The 19,767-nt window shown below is 55.5% G+C and carries 17 protein-coding genes; 4 read left to right on the top strand and 13 right to left on the bottom strand.

Translation table 11 applies throughout. The annotated features are described in order from the left end of the window. Positions 1-31 precede the first annotated feature (31 nt). Entirely contained in the window at positions 32-3,487 is a 3,456-nt protein-coding gene (gene mfd / locus AAC621_RS00930; RefSeq protein WP_340251269.1) for a transcription-repair coupling factor, read from the top strand. Here mfd and AAC621_RS00925 read toward each other — a convergent pair. Genes AAC621_RS00925 through AAC621_RS00915 form a run of 3 tightly spaced genes read right to left on the bottom strand, consistent with a single transcriptional unit; the run spans position 3,484 to position 6,127 of the window. Next, positions 3,484-4,695, bottom strand: a complete 1,212-nt coding sequence (locus tag AAC621_RS00925; RefSeq protein WP_340251267.1) for a multidrug effflux MFS transporter — start codon at positions 4,693-4,695, stop codon at positions 3,484-3,486. The two genes, mfd and AAC621_RS00925, sit on opposite strands and share 4 nt — an antisense overlap. Then, the gene (locus AAC621_RS00920) at positions 4,692-5,345 is read right to left on the bottom strand and encodes a DsbA family oxidoreductase (RefSeq protein WP_340251265.1); all 654 of its coding nucleotides are present in this window, start codon (positions 5,343-5,345) and stop codon (positions 4,692-4,694) included. Before AAC621_RS00920 ends, AAC621_RS00925 begins: the two co-directional genes overlap by 4 nt. After that, entirely contained in the window at positions 5,342-6,127 is a 786-nt protein-coding gene (locus AAC621_RS00915; protein WP_340251263.1) for a 3-hydroxybutyrate dehydrogenase, read from the bottom strand. The genes AAC621_RS00920 and AAC621_RS00915 overlap by 4 nt, the downstream gene beginning before the upstream one ends. Positions 6,128-6,383: 256 nt before the next feature. Here AAC621_RS00915 and AAC621_RS00910 point away from each other — a divergent pair, with 256 nt between their 5' ends. Then, the gene (locus tag AAC621_RS00910) at positions 6,384-8,195 is read left to right on the top strand and encodes an extracellular solute-binding protein (RefSeq protein ID WP_340251261.1); all 1,812 of its coding nucleotides are present in this window, start codon (positions 6,384-6,386) and stop codon (positions 8,193-8,195) included. A gap of 62 nt (positions 8,196-8,257) precedes the next feature. Here AAC621_RS00910 and AAC621_RS00905 read toward each other — a convergent pair whose 3' ends face one another. From AAC621_RS00905 to AAC621_RS00895, 3 genes are all read right to left on the bottom strand, one after another. Continuing rightward, complete coding sequence (locus AAC621_RS00905) at positions 8,258-8,971, bottom strand: DUF502 domain-containing protein (RefSeq protein WP_340251259.1); 714 nt, start codon at positions 8,969-8,971, stop codon at positions 8,258-8,260. A gap of 94 nt (positions 8,972-9,065) precedes the next feature. Continuing rightward, entirely contained in the window at positions 9,066-9,977 is a 912-nt protein-coding gene (locus tag AAC621_RS00900; RefSeq protein WP_340251257.1) for a pseudouridine-5'-phosphate glycosidase, read from the bottom strand. 2 nt (positions 9,978-9,979) lie between these two features. After that, on the bottom strand, positions 9,980-10,870 hold the full coding sequence (locus AAC621_RS00895) for a PfkB family carbohydrate kinase (RefSeq protein WP_340251255.1): 891 nt from the start codon (positions 10,868-10,870) through the stop codon (positions 9,980-9,982). Positions 10,871-11,090: 220 nt separating this feature from the next. Here AAC621_RS00895 and rpsB point away from each other — a divergent pair, with 220 nt between their 5' ends. Continuing rightward, a complete protein-coding gene (gene rpsB / locus AAC621_RS00890; protein ID WP_317654632.1) occupies positions 11,091-11,882 on the top strand; it encodes a 30S ribosomal protein S2 in 792 nt (263 codons plus the stop codon). A 109-nt stretch (positions 11,883-11,991) separates the two neighbouring features. Then, a complete protein-coding gene (gene tsf, locus AAC621_RS00885) occupies positions 11,992-12,867 on the top strand; it encodes a translation elongation factor Ts (protein WP_340251252.1) in 876 nt (291 codons plus the stop codon). Between the two features lie 292 nt (positions 12,868-13,159). Here tsf and AAC621_RS00880 read toward each other — a convergent pair whose 3' ends face one another. From AAC621_RS00880 to pstC, 7 genes are all read right to left on the bottom strand, one after another. Beyond that, positions 13,160-13,360 (bottom strand): sigma factor-like helix-turn-helix DNA-binding protein, encoded by a 201-nt coding sequence (locus AAC621_RS00880; RefSeq protein ID WP_340251250.1) that lies wholly within the window; start codon positions 13,358-13,360, stop codon positions 13,160-13,162. Positions 13,361-13,432: 72 nt separating this feature from the next. Beyond that, positions 13,433-13,909, bottom strand: coding sequence for an autoinducer binding domain-containing protein (locus AAC621_RS00875; protein ID WP_340251248.1), 477 nt, complete (start codon positions 13,907-13,909; stop codon positions 13,433-13,435). A 180-nt stretch (positions 13,910-14,089) separates the two neighbouring features. Continuing rightward, complete coding sequence (phoB, locus tag AAC621_RS00870; protein ID WP_340251246.1) at positions 14,090-14,776, bottom strand: phosphate regulon transcriptional regulator PhoB; 687 nt, start codon at positions 14,774-14,776, stop codon at positions 14,090-14,092. Between the two features lie 22 nt (positions 14,777-14,798). Continuing rightward, positions 14,799-15,512 carry a phosphate signaling complex protein PhoU gene (gene phoU / locus AAC621_RS00865; RefSeq protein ID WP_340251244.1) on the bottom strand — a complete coding sequence of 238 codons (714 nt, stop codon included), beginning with the start codon at positions 15,510-15,512 and terminating at the stop codon, positions 14,799-14,801. A 22-nt stretch (positions 15,513-15,534) separates the two neighbouring features. Next, positions 15,535-16,323: a phosphate ABC transporter ATP-binding protein PstB gene (gene pstB / locus AAC621_RS00860; protein WP_340256230.1), complete on the bottom strand. Its 789-nt coding sequence runs from the start codon at positions 16,321-16,323 to the stop codon at positions 15,535-15,537. Between the two features lie 24 nt (positions 16,324-16,347). Next, positions 16,348-18,117 (bottom strand): phosphate ABC transporter permease PstA, encoded by a 1,770-nt coding sequence (gene pstA, locus AAC621_RS00855; protein ID WP_340251242.1) that lies wholly within the window; start codon positions 18,115-18,117, stop codon positions 16,348-16,350. Beyond that, positions 18,117-19,685 (bottom strand): phosphate ABC transporter permease subunit PstC, encoded by a 1,569-nt coding sequence (gene pstC, locus AAC621_RS00850; RefSeq protein WP_340251240.1) that lies wholly within the window; start codon positions 19,683-19,685, stop codon positions 18,117-18,119. The genes pstA and pstC overlap by 1 nt, the downstream gene beginning before the upstream one ends. Positions 19,686-19,767: the final 82 nt, after the last annotated feature.

Raw genomic sequence — 19,767 nt, 5'->3', positions numbered from 1 at the left:
ACGCGGGGCTGCCCCTTTACCTGACGCTTCCATGTCACATGCAAAACCGCAACCCGCCCATATTCGCGCCTCTGGCGTGCCCGAAGGATATGACGCGCAGATGATCCTGCGCGAGTTAGAGCGCGCGAGGACTGATGAGACAATGGTGCTGCATATTGCGCGCGATGATAAACGTGCTGAAAGCATTGCCGCTGCGCTGCAATTCTTTGCCCCTGATCTGACCCTTCTGCGCTTTCCCGGCTGGGATTGTCTGCCCTATGATCGCATCTCCCCCAATGCCGAGATTTCAGCGCGGCGCATGGCGACCTTGGCGCGGTTGGTGCAGGGCGGGGTTGGGCCTGCGGTTGTTTTAACCACGCTCAATGCGGCCACGCAATTTTTGCCCCCGCGCGATTTGCTGCGCGAGGCGGCCTTTCACGCCACAGTGGGCCAGCGCATAGACGAAGACGCCTTGCGCGCCTTTTTGGTGCGCATGGGGTTCACGCAAACCCCTACTGTGACCGAGGCGGGGGATTATGCCCTGCGCGGCGGGATTATCGACATTTGGCCTGCGGGAACGCCGCAGCCCTATCGACTTGACCTTTTTGGCGATGTGCTTGACGGGCTGCGCAGTTTTGATCCTGTGACGCAGCGCAGTCTCGAAACCCTGACCCATTTATCGCTTTCGCCCGTCTCCGAGGTTGTGATGGACGAGGCCGCAATCACGCGGTTTCGACAGAATTACCGCATCGAATTTGGGGCTGCGGGAAATGATGATCCGCTCTATGAGGCGGTCAGTGCGGGGCGCAAATATCAAGGCGTGGAACATTGGCTGCCCTATTTTCACCCCAAGCTTGAGAGTTTGTTCGATTATCTGCCCGATGCCGTGGTCACGATGGATGACCAGACCGTGCCGCAGCACGCCGCACGATGGGAGACGATCAGCGATCAATATGACACGCGCAAAACGGCATTGACGCAAAAGGGGCGCTTGGACAGTGTCTATAAACCTGTGCCGCCTGGCTTGCTCTATCTTGACGAGACGCGGTTTGCTGCCGCCTTGACGCCGCATCGGGTTTTGCATTTCTCACCGCTGCCGGCCGCCACGGGCCCAAATGTGATTGATGCAGGCGGGCGTGTCGGGCGCAATTTCGCGCCTGAACGGCAGCAAGAGAATATCAATATATTTGAGGCGCTTTGCGATCATATCCGCGATATGCGCCAATCGCGCGCGGTGATTTTGGCCTCTTGGTCAGAAGGGGCGCGGCAACGCCTGATGCAGATTTTGACCGATCAAGGCTTGTCCGGTTTGATCAAGCTCGATCATTTCACGCCTGATCTGCCCAAAGGCAGCATCTCCTGCGTGATTTGGCCGCTTGAGGAGGGGTTTACCGCCCCCAATCTGGCGGTGATCTCAGAGCAAGATGTGCTGGGCGACCGCCTGATCCGTCCGCGCCGTAAAACCAAACGCGCCGAGAATTACCTGACCGAGGCGCAAAGCCTGTCAGCAGGTGATCTGGTGGTGCATGTTGATCACGGCATCGGACGGTTCAAGGGGCTGGAAACCATCACCGCGGCAGGCGCCCCGCATGAATGTTTGGCGCTTGAATATGCGGGCGGGGATCGTCTGTTCTTGCCCGTTGAGAATATCGAACTTCTCAGTCGCTATGGCCATGATGAGGGGCTGCTTGATAAGCTTGGCGGTGGCGCATGGCAGGCGAAAAAGGCGCGGATGAAAGAGCGCATCCGCCTGATCGCGGATAAGCTGATCCGTATCGCCGCCGAACGTGAATTGCGCCAAGCGCCGATTTTGGGCACGCCTGACGATATGTGGGAGAATTTCTGCGCCCGCTTCCCCTATGAGGAAACCGAGGATCAGCTGTCTGCCATCGCGGATGTGGTGGAAGATTTGGCCCGTGGCCGCCCCATGGATCGCTTGATCGTGGGCGATGTTGGGTTTGGCAAAACCGAAGTCGCCATGCGCGCGGCCTTTATCGCGGCGGCCTCTGGCCTGCAGGTGGCGGTGATCGCCCCCACGACATTGCTTGCGCGTCAACACGCCCGCACCTTTGCCGAGCGGTTTCGTGGCTTCCCCCTTAAAGTTGCGCAATTGTCCCGCTTTGTGTCCGCGAAAGAAGCCGCAGAAACCCGCACAGGGTTGGCGGATGGGACAGTTGATATTGTCATCGGCACCCACGCGCTCTTGGCCAAAGGGGTGCGCTTTGCCAATCTTGGGCTTTTGGTAATTGATGAAGAACAACGCTTTGGGGTGAACCACAAAGAGCGGCTCAAAGAATTCCGCTCTGAGGTGCATGTGTTGACCCTATCGGCCACGCCCATTCCGCGCACATTGCAAATGTCGCTTTCTGGTGTGCGTGACCTTAGCCTGATTGGAACGCCGCCAGTTGATCGGTTGGCCATTCGATCTTACGTCAGTGAATTTGACGCGGCCACCATCCGCGAGGCGCTATTGCGCGAACATTATCGCGGTGGTCAGTCCTTTTATGTTGTGCCGCGCATTGAAGATTTGCCCGAGATTGAAACCTTCCTGCGTGATCATGTGCCTGAGGTCAGTTTGGTGGTGGCGCATGGCCAGATGGCCGCAGGTGATCTCGATGATCGCATGAACGCGTTTTATGATGGCAAATACGATGTTTTGCTTGCCACAACGATCATTGAATCCGGGATTGATATCCCGACCGCCAATACGATGGTCATTCACCGCGCGGATATGTTTGGTCTGGCGCAGTTGTATCAGATCAGGGGCCGTGTCGGACGCGCGAAAACCCGCGCCTACGCCTATCTCACGACCAAGCCCCGCGGGAAATTGACCCCCGCCGCTGAAAAACGCCTCAGGGTTTTGGGCAGCCTCGACAGTCTTGGTGCAGGCTTCACCATTGCATCCCAAGATCTCGACATTCGCGGTGCGGGTAATATCGTGGGTGAGGAGCAATCGGGCCATGTCCGCGAGGTGGGGTTTGAGCTGTATCAATCCATGTTGGAGGAGGCGATTGCCGCCATCCGCTCTGGTGCGGCGGAAAGCACTGTCAGTGACGGGCAATGGTCGCCGCAGATCAATCTGGGCGTGCCCGTCATGATCCCCGAGGCCTATATCCCCGATTTGGATGTGCGGCTTGGCCTCTATCGCCGCCTGTCGCAATTGGAAAGCAAGGTTGATCTCGAAGGGTTTGCCGCCGAGATGATTGACCGCTTTGGCCCGCTGCCGCGCGAAGTGAATACGCTGCTTTTGGTCATGCGGATCAAGGCTATGTGCAAACGCGCCCATATCGCCAAGATGGATGCAGGTCCCAAAGGGGCGACTTTGCAATTCCACAATGACAAATTCCCGAACCCTGCGGGCCTTGTGGCCTTTGTCGAAAATCAGCGCGGGCTGGCTAAGATCAAGGATAATAAAATCGTCATTCGCCGTGACTGGGCCAAGGATGCCGATAAGATCAAAGGGGCCTTCGCAATTGCCCGTGATCTGGCCGAACAGGCGAAGGGCTAGCCTGCCTGTTCGGATTTCGGCATCATTTGCATCAGCCCCACGGCGATTGCGGCAAAGATCAGCGCGAATGAGATCAGGGGCAGGGGCGTGCCGTCAAAAAACTGCCCGACAATCGCTCCCAAAACTGCCCCGCCGATGGTTGCGATGGCGCCCATCACCGAACTGGCCGTGCCCGCGATATGGCCCAGAGGCTCTAGCGCGAGGGCGTTCAGATTGCCCAAGGTAAAGGCTGCAGCGGCAAAGATTGTCAGCGTCCATGCAATATAAAGCGCAAAGCCCTGTCCTGCCTCAAAGATCAGGCCAAAGGCCAATAGCGCGATGCTGCTGTTGAACAGCACCACAAATAACGTGCCTCGCACCATCGCGCGCATACCAAATCGCATAACCATTTTGCCGTTGATCGGCCCTGAGGGGGCGGCCATCAATGCAATCGCACAAAACCAGAATGGAAATTCAGCGCCGCGTCCAAAGCTGAGGTCAAACACCTGCTGAATGGAGGAAATCACCCCAAAAAGGGCCCCGAATATGCAGGTTTGCACAAGAATAGAAAGCTGCATTTGCCGCATGCCAAGGACGGTCGAAATGGCGGATTTGAGGGCGGCAAGATTTGGCTTTTGCCGCCGCTCTGGCGGTAGCGTTTCGGGCTGCCGCAGACCCAGCCATGAGACTGATAAAAGGATAAAGACCAAAAACGCCACGAAGATCGCCCGCCAGCCAAAGCCCGCGATAATCGCTGCACCGATTAACGGGGCGATGGCGGGGAAAATCGTGAAAACCAACATGGCATAGGACACAATCTGCGCCATCGCGCGGCCCTGATAAAGGTCGCGCACCATTGCCAAGGTCACAACACGCGGGCCTGCGGCACCAATGCCCTGCAAAACGCGGGCCGCCAAAACAAGCTCGAGAGAGGGGGCATAATGAGCCAAGATTGCCCCAAGCGCGTAGAACCCTGCGCCGAGATAAATCACGGGCTTGCGTCCCAAAGCGTCTGAAATTGGGCCAGCGATGAAAATTCCAATCCCCATGCCAAAGATAAATGAGGTCAGGATCAATTGCGCGCGATTGATGTCATCTGGCGAAAGCTCGGCCGCAATTTGGGGCAGGGCGGGCAGCATTGCATCCATCGAAAAAGCGATGGTTGCAAAGAGCACCCCCATCATCGCCGTAAATTCAAGCTTTGAGGGGGATTTTGGGGCAGGGGTCATTCGGGGGCCGTTTCTTGGACTTGTTGGTTAAGCTCATCAATTACATTGAGCCAGAAATCGCGAGGCTGTGCGCCGGTAACAACGTGTTGATTGGCGATAATAAAACAGGGCACCCCCGTCACCCCACGGGTGCGGGCATGTTGGTCGCGTGCCGTGATGTCGGCCTGATCCGCATCACCCGCCAAGAGGCGCGCGATCATGGCGCGGTCAAGACCGATCTCGCTTGCGATATCCTCTAGAACATCTGCGGCACCGATATCGCGGTGGCTGAAGAAATAGGCCTTGAAAATCGCCACAGTAGCCGCGGTTTGGCGCCCCTCTAGCCCCGCCCAATGGATGAGGCGGTGCGCGTTTAATGTATTGGGCGTGCGGGGGATGGCTGCAAAATCTATCGACAAACCCGCTTTTTTGGCATGTTCCAGAACGGGGGCATAGGCGGTGGCGGCATTGGCCCGCCCGCCGAATTTTGTCTCAAGATAGGTGGCACGATCCATCCCTTGGGGCGGCATATCGGGGTTCAATTGGAACGGATGCCATTCGACCACAAAGGGGTGGTCTGCGCGCTGTTCCATTGCGCGGGCAAGGTTTGTCCAACCAATATAGCACCACGGGCAAATCGGATCGGATAGGATATCAAGTTTGATGCTCATAGGGCTGTCCAGCCGCCATCAACGGACACGGTTGTTCCTGTGATCTGATTGGCGGCGGCGCTGCAAAGAAACGCAACTGTGCCGCCCAATTGTTCGACTGTGGCGAATTCTTTGGAAGGTTGGCGGGCCAACATCACATCCCGCACAACTTGGTCACGGCTCATATTATGCGTTTTCATTTGATCTGGGATTTGCGCTTCGACCAACGGGGTTAGGACATAGCCTGGGCAAATGGCGTTTGCTGTGATGGGGTCTTCGGCGGTTTCAAGGGCGGTCACCTTGGTCAGGCCAACGACCCCGTGCTTTGCTGCCACATAGGCCGATTTATAGGGCGAGGCGGTCAATCCATGCGCCGAGGCAATATTGACCACGCGCCCCCAACCCGCCTTGCGCATAATCGGCAGCGCCACAGCGGTGGTGTGAAAGGCCGAGGAAAGATTAATCGCGATGATCGCGTCCCATTTTTCGGGCGCGAAGCCCTCGATCGGGGCGACATGTTGAATGCCTGCATTGTTAACAAGAATATCACAGCGCCCTGCCGCCTCAATCAGGGCGCGGCATTGATCGGGCGTGGACATATCTGCTGCAATATAGCGCGCGGTGATGCCATGACGTTTGGCCAAATCAGCCGCCAGATCATGGTCTTCGGGGCGGTCAGTAAAGGAATTGAGCACAACATCCGCGCCCGCCTGCGCCAGTATCTCAGCCACGCCCAGCCCAATCCCCGAGTTTGAACCCGTGATAACGGCGGTTTTTCCTGAAAGATCAGTCTGTAATGCCATGGTAAGAATCTCCTGCGGCTCGAATATGGGGGAGGGGGCCTAGACCCGCTGCCGCAGAGAAAACCCCAAAAAAAACGCCGGCACAAGGCCGGCGCAAGTTATTGAGGCAGGTTTCATACAGGCAAGAAACCTATCGAGCAGTGCCTTATGTATAACCATGTTTGCGGTAGAGTTCCAAGAGAAAAGTTTGCGCTTCTTACGCCAAGTCCCTAGCATTGTTCCTATAATTAAAAAGAAAACGGGGATTGTTTTCAAAATGGCACGAGTTTGTTTCAGACGTTTTGGGGTATGGGTGGGGGCCGCGATTGTCGCTGTGTCAACCGCACATGCCGAACCGCAACATGGCATCGCTATGTATGGCGAGCCTGCCCTCCCACCAGATTTTGTGCATTTGCCCTATGCAAATCCAGATGCGCCGACAGGCGGGCGGATCGTGACAGGCGAGGTTGGGGGCTTTGACAGCCTCAACCCGCATATCCGTTTGGGCAGCACACCATGGCAATTGCGGTTCTTGGCATATGAGTCGCTTTTGATCCGCTCTTGGGATGAACCATTCACGCTTTACGGCCTGTTGGCCGAATCGGTTGAGGTTGATCCTGCGGGATTTTGGGTTGAGTTCACGCTTAACCCTGCGGCGCGCTTCTCGGATAATAGCCCTGTCACAATGGAAGATGTGATTTGGTCATATGAGACTTTGGGCACTGAAGGGCATCCGCGCTATCTGAATGCGTGGCAGAATGTCGACACAATCGAGGCGCTTGATGAGCGCCGCTTGCGGATCACGATCAAGGAAGCAGATCGTGAAATGGCGCTGATCATGGGCCTGCGTCCTATTTTGAAAAAGGCGCAATGGGATGGGCAAGATTTTCAAGCTTCAGGTTTGGATGTGATCCCCATCGCTTCGGCCCCTTATGTGATTGATGATTTCGAGGCAGGGCGCTTTGTGTCCTTACGCCGCAATCCTGATTATTGGGGCGCGGACTTGCCCGTGCGCCGTGGCACCAATGTGATTGATGAAATCCGCTTGGAATTCTTTGCAGATGGCAACGCCATGTTTGAGGCGTTCAAAGCGGGTATCGTGACCACGATGCGCGAAACCAATGCCGCAAATTGGGCCCAAAACTATCAATTTCCCCGCGTGCAATCGGGCGAGGTTATTCTCTCCGAAGTGCCGCATCAGCGCCCCTCTGGAATGAATGGGTTGGTGATGAACACGCGCCGCGCGGCCTTTGCCAATTGGCGCGTGCGCGAGGCGATGATCCAAGCCTTTAATTTCGAATATATCAATCTCACCTTGAATGGCGGGGTCGAGCCGCGGATTACCTCCTATTTCTCAAACTCGCCCTTGGGCATGCGCGATGGGGCGGCCACGGGCCGTGTGGCCGAGTTCCTTGCACCGTTTGAGGCGGATTTGCTGCAAGGGGCGCTTGAGGGCTATGCCCTGCCACAAACTGATGGCACCGAGGCCAATCGCGCAGGCATTCGCCGCGCAATGGCCCTGCTTGAGGAGGCAGGATATCGCGTTGAAAATGGGGTGATGCAGACGCCCGAAGGGGCGCCTTTTACGTTTGATATTCTGCTCTCCCAAGGGTCGACCGAGATGCAATCCATCGTGAATATCTATGTCGAGGCCTTGGCACGGCTTGGGATTGTTCCCACAGTCACCACTGTTGACAGCGCGCAATATCGCGAACGGATTGATAATTTCGACTTTGATATGACCGATATCACCCGTGGTCTGTCGCTAAGCCCGGGCAATGAGCAGCGGCTTTATTGGGGCTGTGATTTGGCGGAAACCACAGGATCACGCAATTTGATGGGGGCCTGTCATCCAGCGATTGAGGCGATGATTGACCAAATGTTGACCTCGGCAAGCCAAGAGGATTATCGCGCGGCTGTCCACGCCTTGGATCGCGTGCTGATGAGCGAGCGTTATGTGATCCCGTTTTGGTATTCGCCAATCAGCCGCTTGGCGCATAATGCAGAGCTGAAATTCCCCGACTACATCCCGATTTATGGCGATTGGATCGGATGGCAGCCCGATGTCTGGTGGGTAGAGCCGCAATAAAGAACAAGGGCGGTCGGAGGGCCGCCCTTTTTTATTGGGTTTTAGGCCGAGCGGTCACGGATCTATTTCGCGGTCTTGGACGCGGCCATAGCCTCGATCGCCTTTTTTGCATCCTTGCCATTAGGATAGACAAGCCCCGCGGAAATGATCAGCTTTGCTGCGTCCTCGACAGTCATATCCAGTTCAATCGTGTCTTTGCGAGGCACAAACAACAAAAAGCCCGATGTCGGGTTTGGTGTGGTGGGCAGAAACACGGAAATCAGATCATCGCCTAGCCTGTCGGCCACTTCGCCCTTGGCCTTGGTCGAGACAAAGGCGATGGCCCAGATACCTTTGCGCGGATATTCGACCATGCAGGCACGGTCAAAATTCTGCTCGCCTTGTGCCAAAACAGTTTCGACAATTTGTTTCAGCCCTGAATAGACAGAGCGCACAAGCGGGATCGACAAAACCAAACTTTCGGCCCAACGGATCAGCGAGCGGCCAATGAGGCCCTTGGCAACCCAGCCAACAATCACCGCAAAAACAAGGAAGGTCGCCACACCAAGGCCGCGAATATCAACCTGAAGGCCTGTATAGTGTTGGATCAAAAGCAGCGGGTTATAGCGGCCTGGAATAAACGGCAAAACCCAACTGTCGATCCAGCCGATCAGCGTCCAAACCAACCAAATGGTCACCGCAATCGGGGCAATAACGACCACACCTGTAAAGAAATTATTGCGTAGGGCGGCCAAGATACCGCGGCGTGGGGGTTTGGGATTTTCGGGTAATTGCATGATGCGGGGGCGCGTTGGGGAACCGTTAAACCTGTATCGATCAGATGTAAGGGGGTTTCGTTAACCTTACAAGAGGCAAGGGGCGGCGGGGTCGTTAGGGCTCCATTGCCATGGCCAGCGCAATCTGGGCGCCAAGGCGGGCATTGTTACGGATCAGGGCAATATTGGCTGCAAGGCTTGCCCCTTGGGTGGCCTCTAGAATTTCAGCGAGAAGAAACGGGGTCAGTGCCTTTGCCGTGATGTTCTGTGCATCGGCCTTGCGCACTGCATTTTCGATCACGGGCGCAAGGGTTTCGGCGGCGATTTCATCCGTCTGAGGGATTGGGTTTGTGACCAATTGCCCGCCCTTCAGCCCCAATGTCCCGCGCATCAGATGGGCGCGGGCGATCTCTTGGGGGCTGTTCATTTGCAGGGGCGCGCGAATGCCACTGTCGCGTGACCAAAAGGCAGGGATCATCTCTTGGCCATAGGCAATGACAGGCACGCCCAATGTTTCGAGCGTTTCAAATGTTTTGGGCAAATCCAAAATGGCCTTTGCCCCCGCACAGACCACCGTCACAGGCGTTTCGGCCAGTTCTGGCAAATCGGCAGAGATGTCAAAACTTTGCTCCGCCCCGCGATGCACGCCCCCAATGCCCCCCGTAGCAAACACGCGAATGCCCGCAAGATGGGCGCAGATCATCGTTGCGGCCACTGTGGTGCCACCGGTCTGGCCAAGAACAAGCGCCGCCGCCAAATCAGCCCGAGAGAGTTTCGCAGCCCCCGTGACCTGCGCAAGGTTGCGCAACTGTGTCTCGGAAAGCCCAATTTTGATTTTCCCCTGAACCACGGCGATTGTGGCAGGCACGGCGCCCTGATCTCGAATTTCGGCCTCAACGGCCTGTGCGGTTTCAAAATTGGCGGGGTAGGGCATGCCATGGGTGATGATGGTGCTTTCAAGGGCAACCACAGCGCCGCCTGTCTTTAAGGCATGTGCAACATCCGGGGCGATGGTGAGGGGAAGCATGCTTAATCCTTTCCTGCCACATAAGCGGCGGCTTCGTTGAGCGCAAAAATTTGCGCTTCTTGACGCGATGCACCACCGTTTTCGGCGGCGATATGGGCGGCCATGAACCGATCCCCTGCACCTGTCGCGCGGGTGGCGGTGACCTGTGGTGGCGTGCCCGTCACTGTTTCCGCACCCGCCTTGGCGTCTACAGTCAGGCCCGCACCATCGGTCACGATCACGCGCGCAGCCCCCGCCGCGATCAGCGCATCTGCGGCGTCTGTGGCCGAGAGGTCAGGCGCTTGCCCTGCAATCAAACAGGCCTCACGGCGATTGACATAAAGGCTTACCATTGGGTGATGCAAAAGCGGGCAAAGCCGCGTGGCTTTGCCGGGTGATGCGGGCGCAATGCGTAAATCCGCCGCCTGAAAGGCAGGGGCGTCCGCGACATAAGCTAAAAGCGTCTCGGTCAAATTGCCATCAAGCGCCACAACGCCTTTATAGGGGGCCGCGGCATCCCCCAAGGGGCCATGCTCTAGGGGGGCTAAAATCTGCGCGCCTGCGGCCTCAAGGCCATGTGCATCGGCGATGGCAGCCATCACTTGGCCTTGCGCCTCAATCGCCATGTAATGGTCAGTCGGCCAGTCAGGGCTGCGAAAAATATGGTCGCAATTCATGCCGCGCTTTTCGCAAAAAGCCAGCAAATCTGCGCCTTCGGCATCATGCCCGATCATGGTCAGCAAAACGGGCTGAATCCCATAGGCAGCAAGCCCGATGGCAATATTCAACGCCACCCCCCCAGGAATGCGCGCGATACGCCCCGCAACATCATCGCCAAGGGCCATTGCAGTATCTGTGCGACCAATCACGTCCCACAGAACCGATCCGATGCAGATAATGCTATTCTTTGTCATGGCTGCGTCTCTATCCCGCCCAAGGGCCTGCGTCTATGCCCCAGCGGTGCTGTTGCAGATGGCCCTTGCGGGCAGGGGAAAAATGCCCTAAAGCGCGCCTGTCCGAAAGGGTAATTCACAGGCGAGGGCGGGTCGCATAGGGGAGACATCCCTATCGATCCACCGGTTGGGGCACGGCCCCTGATCCCTCGCTCAGGCGCAAACCGGAAAGGAAACTATTATGGCGCTTCCTGATTTTTCTTTGCGTCAGCTTTTGGAAGCTGGCGTGCACTTTGGTCACCAGACCCATCGTTGGAACCCTCGCATGGCCCCGTATATCTACGGCGACCGCAATGGGATTCACATTCTTGACCTGACCCAGACTGTTGACCTGCTTGAGCAGGCTTTGGTTGCTGTGCGCGAAACTGTTGCCAAAGGCGGCAGCATCTTGTTCGTAGGCACCAAGCGTCAGGCACAGCGCCCCATTGCCGAAGCGGCAGAGCGTTGCGCACAGTATTACATGAACCACCGTTGGTTGGGCGGCACGCTGACCAACTGGCAGACTGTTTCCAACTCGATCAAGCGTTTGAACGAGATTGATGAAGCGATGCAAAATGGTATTGAGGGCCTGACCAAGAAAGAGCGTCTTGGCATGGAACGCGATCAAGCGAAGCTGCAAGCCTCGCTTGGCGGTATCCGCGAAATGGGCGGCCTGCCTGATCTGATCTTTGTGATTGACGTCAACAAAGAAGACCTCGCCATTGCCGAAGCCAACAAGCTGGGCATTCCTGTTGTGGCGGTTGTTGATAGCAACTGTTCGCCCGCAGGCGTGGATTACGTCATTCCTGGAAATGATGACGCGGCGCGTGCCATCAGCCTTTACTGTGATCTGATCTCGCGCGCAGCCCTTGATGGGATGAGCGCGCAGATGGATGCAGCTGGCGTTGATCTTGGCGCAATGGAAGAGACTGTCGAAGAAACCTTGGCCGAAGCAGCACCTGCTGAAGAAGCCGCAGAAGACGCTTCTGCCTAAGGGGTTCCAAGTTTGGCGGGGAAGCGCACCTTTCCCGCTCGACTCACATATCTGTGACATATCGGCGGGGCATATCCCCGCCTGACTTACAAATCAGGAGATTCTCACCATGGCAATTACTGCTGCAATGGTAAAAGACCTGCGCGAAGCAACTGGCGCAGGCATGATGGACGCAAAAAAAGCGCTGACCGAAACCGATGGCGATTTTGACGCCGCGATTGACTGGTTGCGCACAAAAGGTTTGGCGAAAGCGGCCAAGAAATCTGGTCGCACCGCGGCCGAAGGTTTGGTTGCGGTTGCTGTCTCAAACGGCAGCGCGGTTGCGGTTGAAGTGAACTCGGAAACCGATTTCGTTGCAAAAAACGCTGAATTCCAATCCATGGTTGCAGGTATCGCGCAAGCGGCGCTTGGCGTGGATGATGTGGATGCGTTGAAAGCGGCGGATATGGGCGGCAAGCCTGTTGAAACCGTGATCACCGATGCGATTGCGAAAATCGGTGAAAACATGGCGCTGCGCCGCATGGCGAAATTGTCGGGCCAGACGGTTGTGTCTTATGTGCACAACGCCGCTGCTGATGGCATGGGCAAGATCGGCGTTCTTGTCGCGTTCAATGGCACCGATGAGGGTTTTGCCCGTCAGGTGGCAATGCATGTTGCAGCGGTAAACCCTGCATCCTTGTCTGCGGATGATCTGGATCCTGCGATTGTTGAAAAAGAGCGTCAGGTGCAAATTGACATCGCGCGTGAATCTGGCAAGCCAGAGGCCGTAATCGAGAAGATGATCGAAGGACGTATGCAGAAATTCCTGTCCGAAGTGACCTTGTTGAACCAAGCCTTCGTCATCAACCCAGACCTGACCGTTGCGGCTGCAGCGAAAGAGGCGGGTGTTGAGCTGACAGGGTTTGTGCGCCTTGAGGTTGGTGAAGGCATTGTGGTTGAAAAAGAAGATTTCGCCGCAGAAGTTGCGAAGGCAGTTCAAGGCTAACTCCGCACCAAATTGCGAAACAATGAAGGGCAGGGGGCAACCCCTGCCTTTTTTCTTGTTAAATGAAAACGGCGTCACTCAGGGACATGAATGACGCCGCCAACAGCCCGCTTTTTATTTAGGGACTCTAGGTACAACCTGTATGTCCCTGCGGGGGACACCGCGCGACACATGGGGTTATTATATTCAATTTACGAACATTCGACACTGAGTAATTCCTCAGGGTTGACCATGGTCACGCAACTGTGAGATAGGTTATTAATTGGTTAATAAAATTGTTTTACGTTCAATTTTATAAAAAAATTTGGTTTAAAATTAATGTCTTAGCTGCGGCTTGCGCTGTTGTGTCAGCCTGTAGGATATCTCTTGCGCCGCGGAGATGTTTCTCTACCGTTGTTACATTTATCTCCATGGCGAAGGCGATTTTGCGCATGGTGCGTCCCTTGATCACCAATTCCAATGCTTCGCGCTGTCGTTCGGTTAGGATTCGCAAATGTGGCGAGACGGGCAGCGCAGTGGCGCATAGGTTAAACAGATGACAATAAGCGAAGATATCTGCACCATATTAACCCCAGATGTCGATAAGCGCCCCTTGGGTCATATGTTCTACGCCGATCAATCCAAACTCGGCATTTGCCGCATGGTGATGCCGTGGCAGCGAAACTGTATGTCCCGCAGTGATCGCGTGAGCCGTAAAAAGCTCATATAATTCGCGCTCGGCACGAGATAACGCGGTTCCATCAGGTGGTGCTGATGACAGATGCGTCCAAGGTTCTGCACCAGTGTTGGACATGGCCCATTTGACGATGGGACAGACGCGATAGAGATTTTCGCCAACATAGCCCGCAATCAACGTTTTAGGACAGTTGTGCAGGATACGGTTGTCTTGCGCGTGACCCGTTTTGCCAAATTCAGTAGCGATCGGGTTGGTGGCATATATGAAACAGCGAAAGCCATAAGGCGTCAGCATCTCTTGATGAAGCGTGACCAAGCTCTCGGCATCAGCGCAGGCTAAGTAACGCGCAGTTTGTGCATCAACCATAACAACCCCCATGTTTAGCGCTGTAAATTTATCGGCGCAGGGGGATGATTATTATTTCCGCTTTAAATCAACTGGTTGCTGCAATTTATTGAAGTTAGGCTGTATCTTACCTCATCATAAACTTAACATAATCATGATTATCGGATAAATAGATAGGCGCAAAATCTCGCGCCCCCATGATCACCCAAGCGCGTATCCAGCGCCGCGCACAGTGCGAATTGGGTCACCCTCGCCCCGACCTCGCAGCGCCTTGCGCAGACGGCCAACATGAACATCGACTGTGCGACTGTCGACATAGATATCGCGGCCCCAGACGCGGTCGAGTAATTGTTCTCGGCTCCAAACGCGACCAGGACGTTCCATGAACGCGGTCAGCAAACGAAACTCAGTCGGCCCAAGATTTATCTGTGCGTCACCGCGGAATGCGCGATGTGCGCTGGTGTCGAGTTTGATATCCTCATATTCCAATGTCTCCCCCACCGAAGATGGTCGTGTGCGGCGCAACTGGCTGCGGGTGCGGGCCAAAAGCTCGGCCAAGGAATAAGGTTTCGTGACATAGTCATCTGCGCCCGTCTCAAGGCCGCGAATTTTGTCGACTTCCTCGGATCGAGCAGAAAGCATGATCACGGGTATCCGCGCCGTTTGCGTGCCTGACTTTAACTGACGACACACTTCAATGCCTGACACATTGGGCAGCATCCAATCCAGGATAATCAAATCGGGCGGTGTTTCGCGCACGATAAGCAATGCCTCATCACCGCTATCGGCGGTCAGCACGTCAAACCCTTCAGCCGCGATATTATATGCCAATACCTCGCGCTGTGCGGGTTCGTCTTCGACAACCAAAATTACGGGGGAATGTGCCATGTTGCGCTACTTTTTTGTTGGATTACAACTTGTAAGAGGATTCAGAGATCACATCTTGCTTAGGGCGGATATCTTCGGGCATCGAGCCCGTTACGAGATAGACCACCTGCTCTGCGATCGAGGTGACGTGATCCCCCATGCGTTCAATGTTTTTTGCCATAAAATGCAAATGCATACAGGCTGTAATTGATCTTGGATCTTCCATCATAAAGGTCAGATATTCGCGGAAAAGTGCAGAATAAATCTGATCAATTTCAAGATCGCGCTCGCGCACATCTTCGGCCAAGCCCAGATCCCGTTGGATATAGGCATCAAGCACATCTTTAAGCATCAGTTCCACCTCGCGCGCCATTCGGCGCAGTGAGGCAGTTGCGCCCTCAATCGGGGGCTGCGCCATCACCGCATGGCTGCGCTTGGCGATGTTTTTCGAATAATCCCCAATCCGTTCCAAATTGGTCGAGACACGGAAGACAGAAAGCACAGTGCGCAAATCGGATGCTGTCGGCGAGCGCAAGGCCAAAATGCGCGCGGCTTCTTCGTTCACTTGGGTTTCCAAGGCATCAATGGCCGCGTCCCCTGCCCGCACCAGATCGGCCAGTTCAGGGTCGCGCGTGTCCAAAGCCAGGACCGATTTATGGATCGAGTCCTCGACCAACCCGCCCATCTTCATGATCCCCGCCTGAATGCTCTCTAGGTCGCGGTCAAATGAGGAAACGATATGTTCATTCGTGTTCATGGCAGCCCTTCCAAGCCGAGAATTAGCCGATACGGCCCGTGATATAGCTTTCGGTGCGCGGGTCTTCGGGATTGGTGAAAATCTTTGAGGTGTCGTCAAATTCAACCAAGTTTCCTAAGTGGAAAAACGCGGTCTTTTGGCTGACGCGCGCCGCCTGCTGCATTGAGTGGGTGACAATCACCACCGAATAATTGCTGCGCAGCTCGTCAATCAGTTCTTCCACCTGCGCGGTCGCGATAGGGTCAAGCGCTGAACAAGGCTCGTCCATCAGCAAAATCTCAGGGTTGGTTGCCACAGCCCGCCCGATACAAAGGCGCTGCTGCTGTCCGCCCGACAGACCCGTTCCTGGGGCATCAAGGCGATCTTTGACCTCATTCCACAGGGCTGCACGGCGCAAACTTTTTTCGACAATCTCGTCTAGATCAGCTTTGCTGCGGGCCAAGCCGTGGATGCGCGGGCCATAGGCCACGTTTTCGTAAATGGATTTTGGAAACGGATTTGGTTTTTGGAACACCATCCCCACCTTGGCGCGTAATTGCACAGGGTCAACGCGGCGGTCGTAAATATCCTCGCCATCAATGCGAATATCGCCCTCAATACGCGTAATCGAGATGGTGTCATTCATGCGGTTCAAACAGCGCAGAAAGGTCGATTTCCCACAGCCTGACGGGCCAATGAAGGCCGTCACAGTTTTATCGAGAATTTCGACATTAACATCCTTAATCGCATGGGTGTCGCCATAATAGACCTGCACATTGCGCGCGGCGATCTTGATGGCATCCTCGCCTGCAATACGGGTGTCGAGTTGCATATTATTCACTTTCGTCTCCATGACTTACCACCTCCGCTCGAATTTACGGCGCAGGATAATGGCGAGGAAGTTCAACAAGAACAGAAGGGCCAGCATCACGATGATCGCGGATTGAGCCAAACCTTCGCGCACAGGCGCATCTTCATTTTGTGCCAAAAGGTAAACAACCGTTGGCATCGATTGTGTCTGCTCCAACAGACCCCCGCTGAAGGGCGAGGATAGCAGATCCGCGCCCGTTGATACAGACAGACCAATCAACAGCAAAGGTGCAGTTTCCCCAAGGGCCTGCGCGATACCGATAATTGTGCCCGTTAAAATGCCAGGCGCTGCGAGGGGCAGAATATGGTGGAACATGGCCTGCACCTTCGAGGCCCCTACCCCAAGGGCTGCTTCGCGAATTGAAGGCGGCACCGCCTTTAGGGCCGCGCGGGTGGCGATCACAATGGTGGGCAGTGTCATCAAAGACAGAACAAAGCCACCAAGCAAGGCCGTGCCGCGAATGGAGGTTGTAATTCCAAGATCCGTCAGCGCGAACAAAATTGTGGCCCCAAGGATACCGAACACGATGGACGGCACCGCCGCAAGGTTGGCAATGTTGATCTCGATGAAATCGGTGAATTTGTTTTTGGGCGCGAATTCCTCAAGATAAATCGAGGCTGCGACCCCAAAAATCAGCGAGAACACCAAGACCACCAACATCATATAGAGCGAGCCCATCAAGGCAGGGCCAATCCCCGTAATCTCACCGCTTTGCGAAAAAAGATTGGTGAAGAATTTCCAATGGAAATGGCGATTGATGATGTCGGCCTCAATCATTGCATCCGCCATGGCCAAATGACCCAATCCAAAACCAGGTGGCATATCGGCCTGACCGCGGCCTTGCAATTCACCCGTCAGATAGCGGGTGAGTGAGATTGCAACAGGCACGCCAGTGAATTCAGTTTCGCCGACTAGATTGGGATTAGCTACGAGGTAATCACGTGTATCACGGCGATTGGCGGCATAGATCATCGAGGCCAAGGCCGCATCATCAAATTCTGAAGGTTGGCGCATCAGACCTGCTGCATCGAGTAAGGCGGATTGCAGGCCTGTTTGCGCCAATGCGGCGGCGGCAGCGGGCATGGCGTCAGCCGTGTTTCCATCGGCAATGGCCTGAACCTGTGACGCGGCAGATGCAAAGCCCGCTCCAGAAAGGGCCGTAACGGCGGCCTCAAGCGCGATATTTGCGGCCGCGATATCATCGCCTTCAAGGGCAGATTGTGCCCCGCGCAAGACGCTGCCCGCTTGGCCGAAGATACGGGCGAGATCACCGCCTGCGACAGCACCGTTTCGCAGATCCGACAAAGGCACCGCTGCCCCATCCATGAGCCCTGCTTGGGCAAGAATTTCATCCGCACGGTCAGCGTAGCGCGCGGTCACAGCGGCCATGACGTCAATCCCTGCGGCCTCAATTGTGGCCTTGAGGGAGTTTGCGTAAATCCCGCGCTCAAACCCCGAGCGCAAGCTGACATCAGCGATTTCCTCTGGCGTGACTTCGCCCCCGTTTTCATTCAGAATTGCAGGGTCGTAATAGAGTTCAATCTCGGCTTGATATTGCCAGAGCGCAGGGATACCGCGCGAGACGATTGACCACAAAAGCACACACAGGAAAAACAAAACTACTGTGATAGCAGAGATGCCAAGAATGCGCAGCGCAAGACCCTTTTGGTGGCGCTTTTGCACCTGTTCTGAGCGGGCATATAGCGATTGCATTTTGCGCTTTGGCAGATCAGAGGGGTTGGACAGATCAGTCATCAGTCATACTGCTCCCGATATTTGGCAACAATCCGCTGTGCGAGCAGGTTCAACCCCAGCGTGACGAAGAAGAGCGTGAAGGCCAGCGCGAAAACCGCCAGAACATCGATCGAGTCGAACCCTGACCCCTCGCCCGTGAGGACGGCCACGATGCGGGTTGTCACAGTCACAACCGCCCCGAATGGGTTTGGCTCCAACCCTGTGACCGAGGACAATGCGCCTGCGGCCAGAACCACAATCATGGTTTCCCCAATCGCGCGGGATGCGGCCAAAACGATGGCGCCCACAATGCCCGGCAGCGCGGCAGGCAATATCACCTTGGTCACCGTTTCCGCAGGTGTCGCCCCCAGACCAAGCGAGCCATCCCGCATCGCCTGTGGCACGGCATTGATCACATCATCGGACAAAGACGAGACGAACGGCACCAACATCATCCCCATCACAACGCCTGCGGTCAGAACCGAGACCGTGTTGGGCATAACCGTTGATCCCACCACCGCCTGTAAAAACGGGCCGACTGTCACAAGAGCGAAGATACCATAGACGATTGTCGGGATACCCGCGAGGATCTCTAGCGCGGGTTTGATCGTGGCACGCAACGCGCTTGGGGCGAATTCCGACAGGTAGATTGCCGCAGAGAGGCCCAAGGGAACCGCGACCAAAAGTGCCACAAGCGCGATGTAAAGCGTGCCCCAGATCAAAGGCAAAAACCCAAGCGCTGAGACATAGTTGCCATATGGCCCCTCAGGCGCGCCCGCAACATCGCCTGCAGGGGCCCACTCCATCCCAAAGAGGAAATTGAAAATCCCATATTCCTTGAAAAAGGCTAATGTGGGGAATGTGATGGCTGATAGAATGCCAACAGTCGTCAAAATGGCGATGGTGGAGGCAAAGATCAAAAAGGCAAGAATCCAACGCTCGACCGAGATGCGCGCGCGGAAATCGCGGTTGATCAATTTTAGACCATAGAGAAACCCGCCGATGGCCAAAAATACTGCGCCGAGCCGCCCTGTCAGTTCGACCATGGCGTTAAAGCTGCGCAGGCGCAAAGCGGTCTCAAACATTTTTTGCGAGATATTCGCGCCAATAATTTGCCCGTCATCGCGCAAGCGCTGCGCCAACGGGGTGAAATCTATACGCCAGCCCTCAATATCGGCTTCGGTTGCGTTGCCATTGGCGATATAGCCATCAATCGCAACCGCCAACCCTTTGACATTCGCAACGAAGAGATCGCGCTGCGCGGCAAGGCGGACGTCTATCACATCCTGTGGCAAGCCATCGGTGACGTCAGCGGATAACTGTAATTCAGGTGCATTGGGATCAATGATCGAGGCCGTATAGCTGTTCGATGCAATCCCTGATCCAATCGACCAGAGAATAATGAAAATCAGTGCTGGCACAGAGGCCGCAAGGGCCACATGCATGCCATGTTGTTTCGGAAGTGAATGCAGGCTCGACTCAACCCCGTTTGCGACAGAAATCGCGCGGGCGCGCCCGATAAAAAAGCCCACAATCGCAAGCACTGCAATTAGGGCCAAAACAAGCGAAATGCTGATGGTCAGGGGCATTTGGTCGTCCGCTCTGCTCTTGTAAGTTTTGCCTTTTGGGCGGGGTGGATCTGGGCGGTGGAACCGCCCAGACCGAATTTAG

This window comes from Roseobacter sp. HKCC-CH-9208, from assembly GCF_037805125.1.
Lineage (GTDB): Bacteria > Pseudomonadota > Alphaproteobacteria > Rhodobacterales > Rhodobacteraceae > M30B80.
Note: the sequence above shows the minus strand (reverse complement) of the source record. Positions and strands in the feature narration are given on the sequence as shown.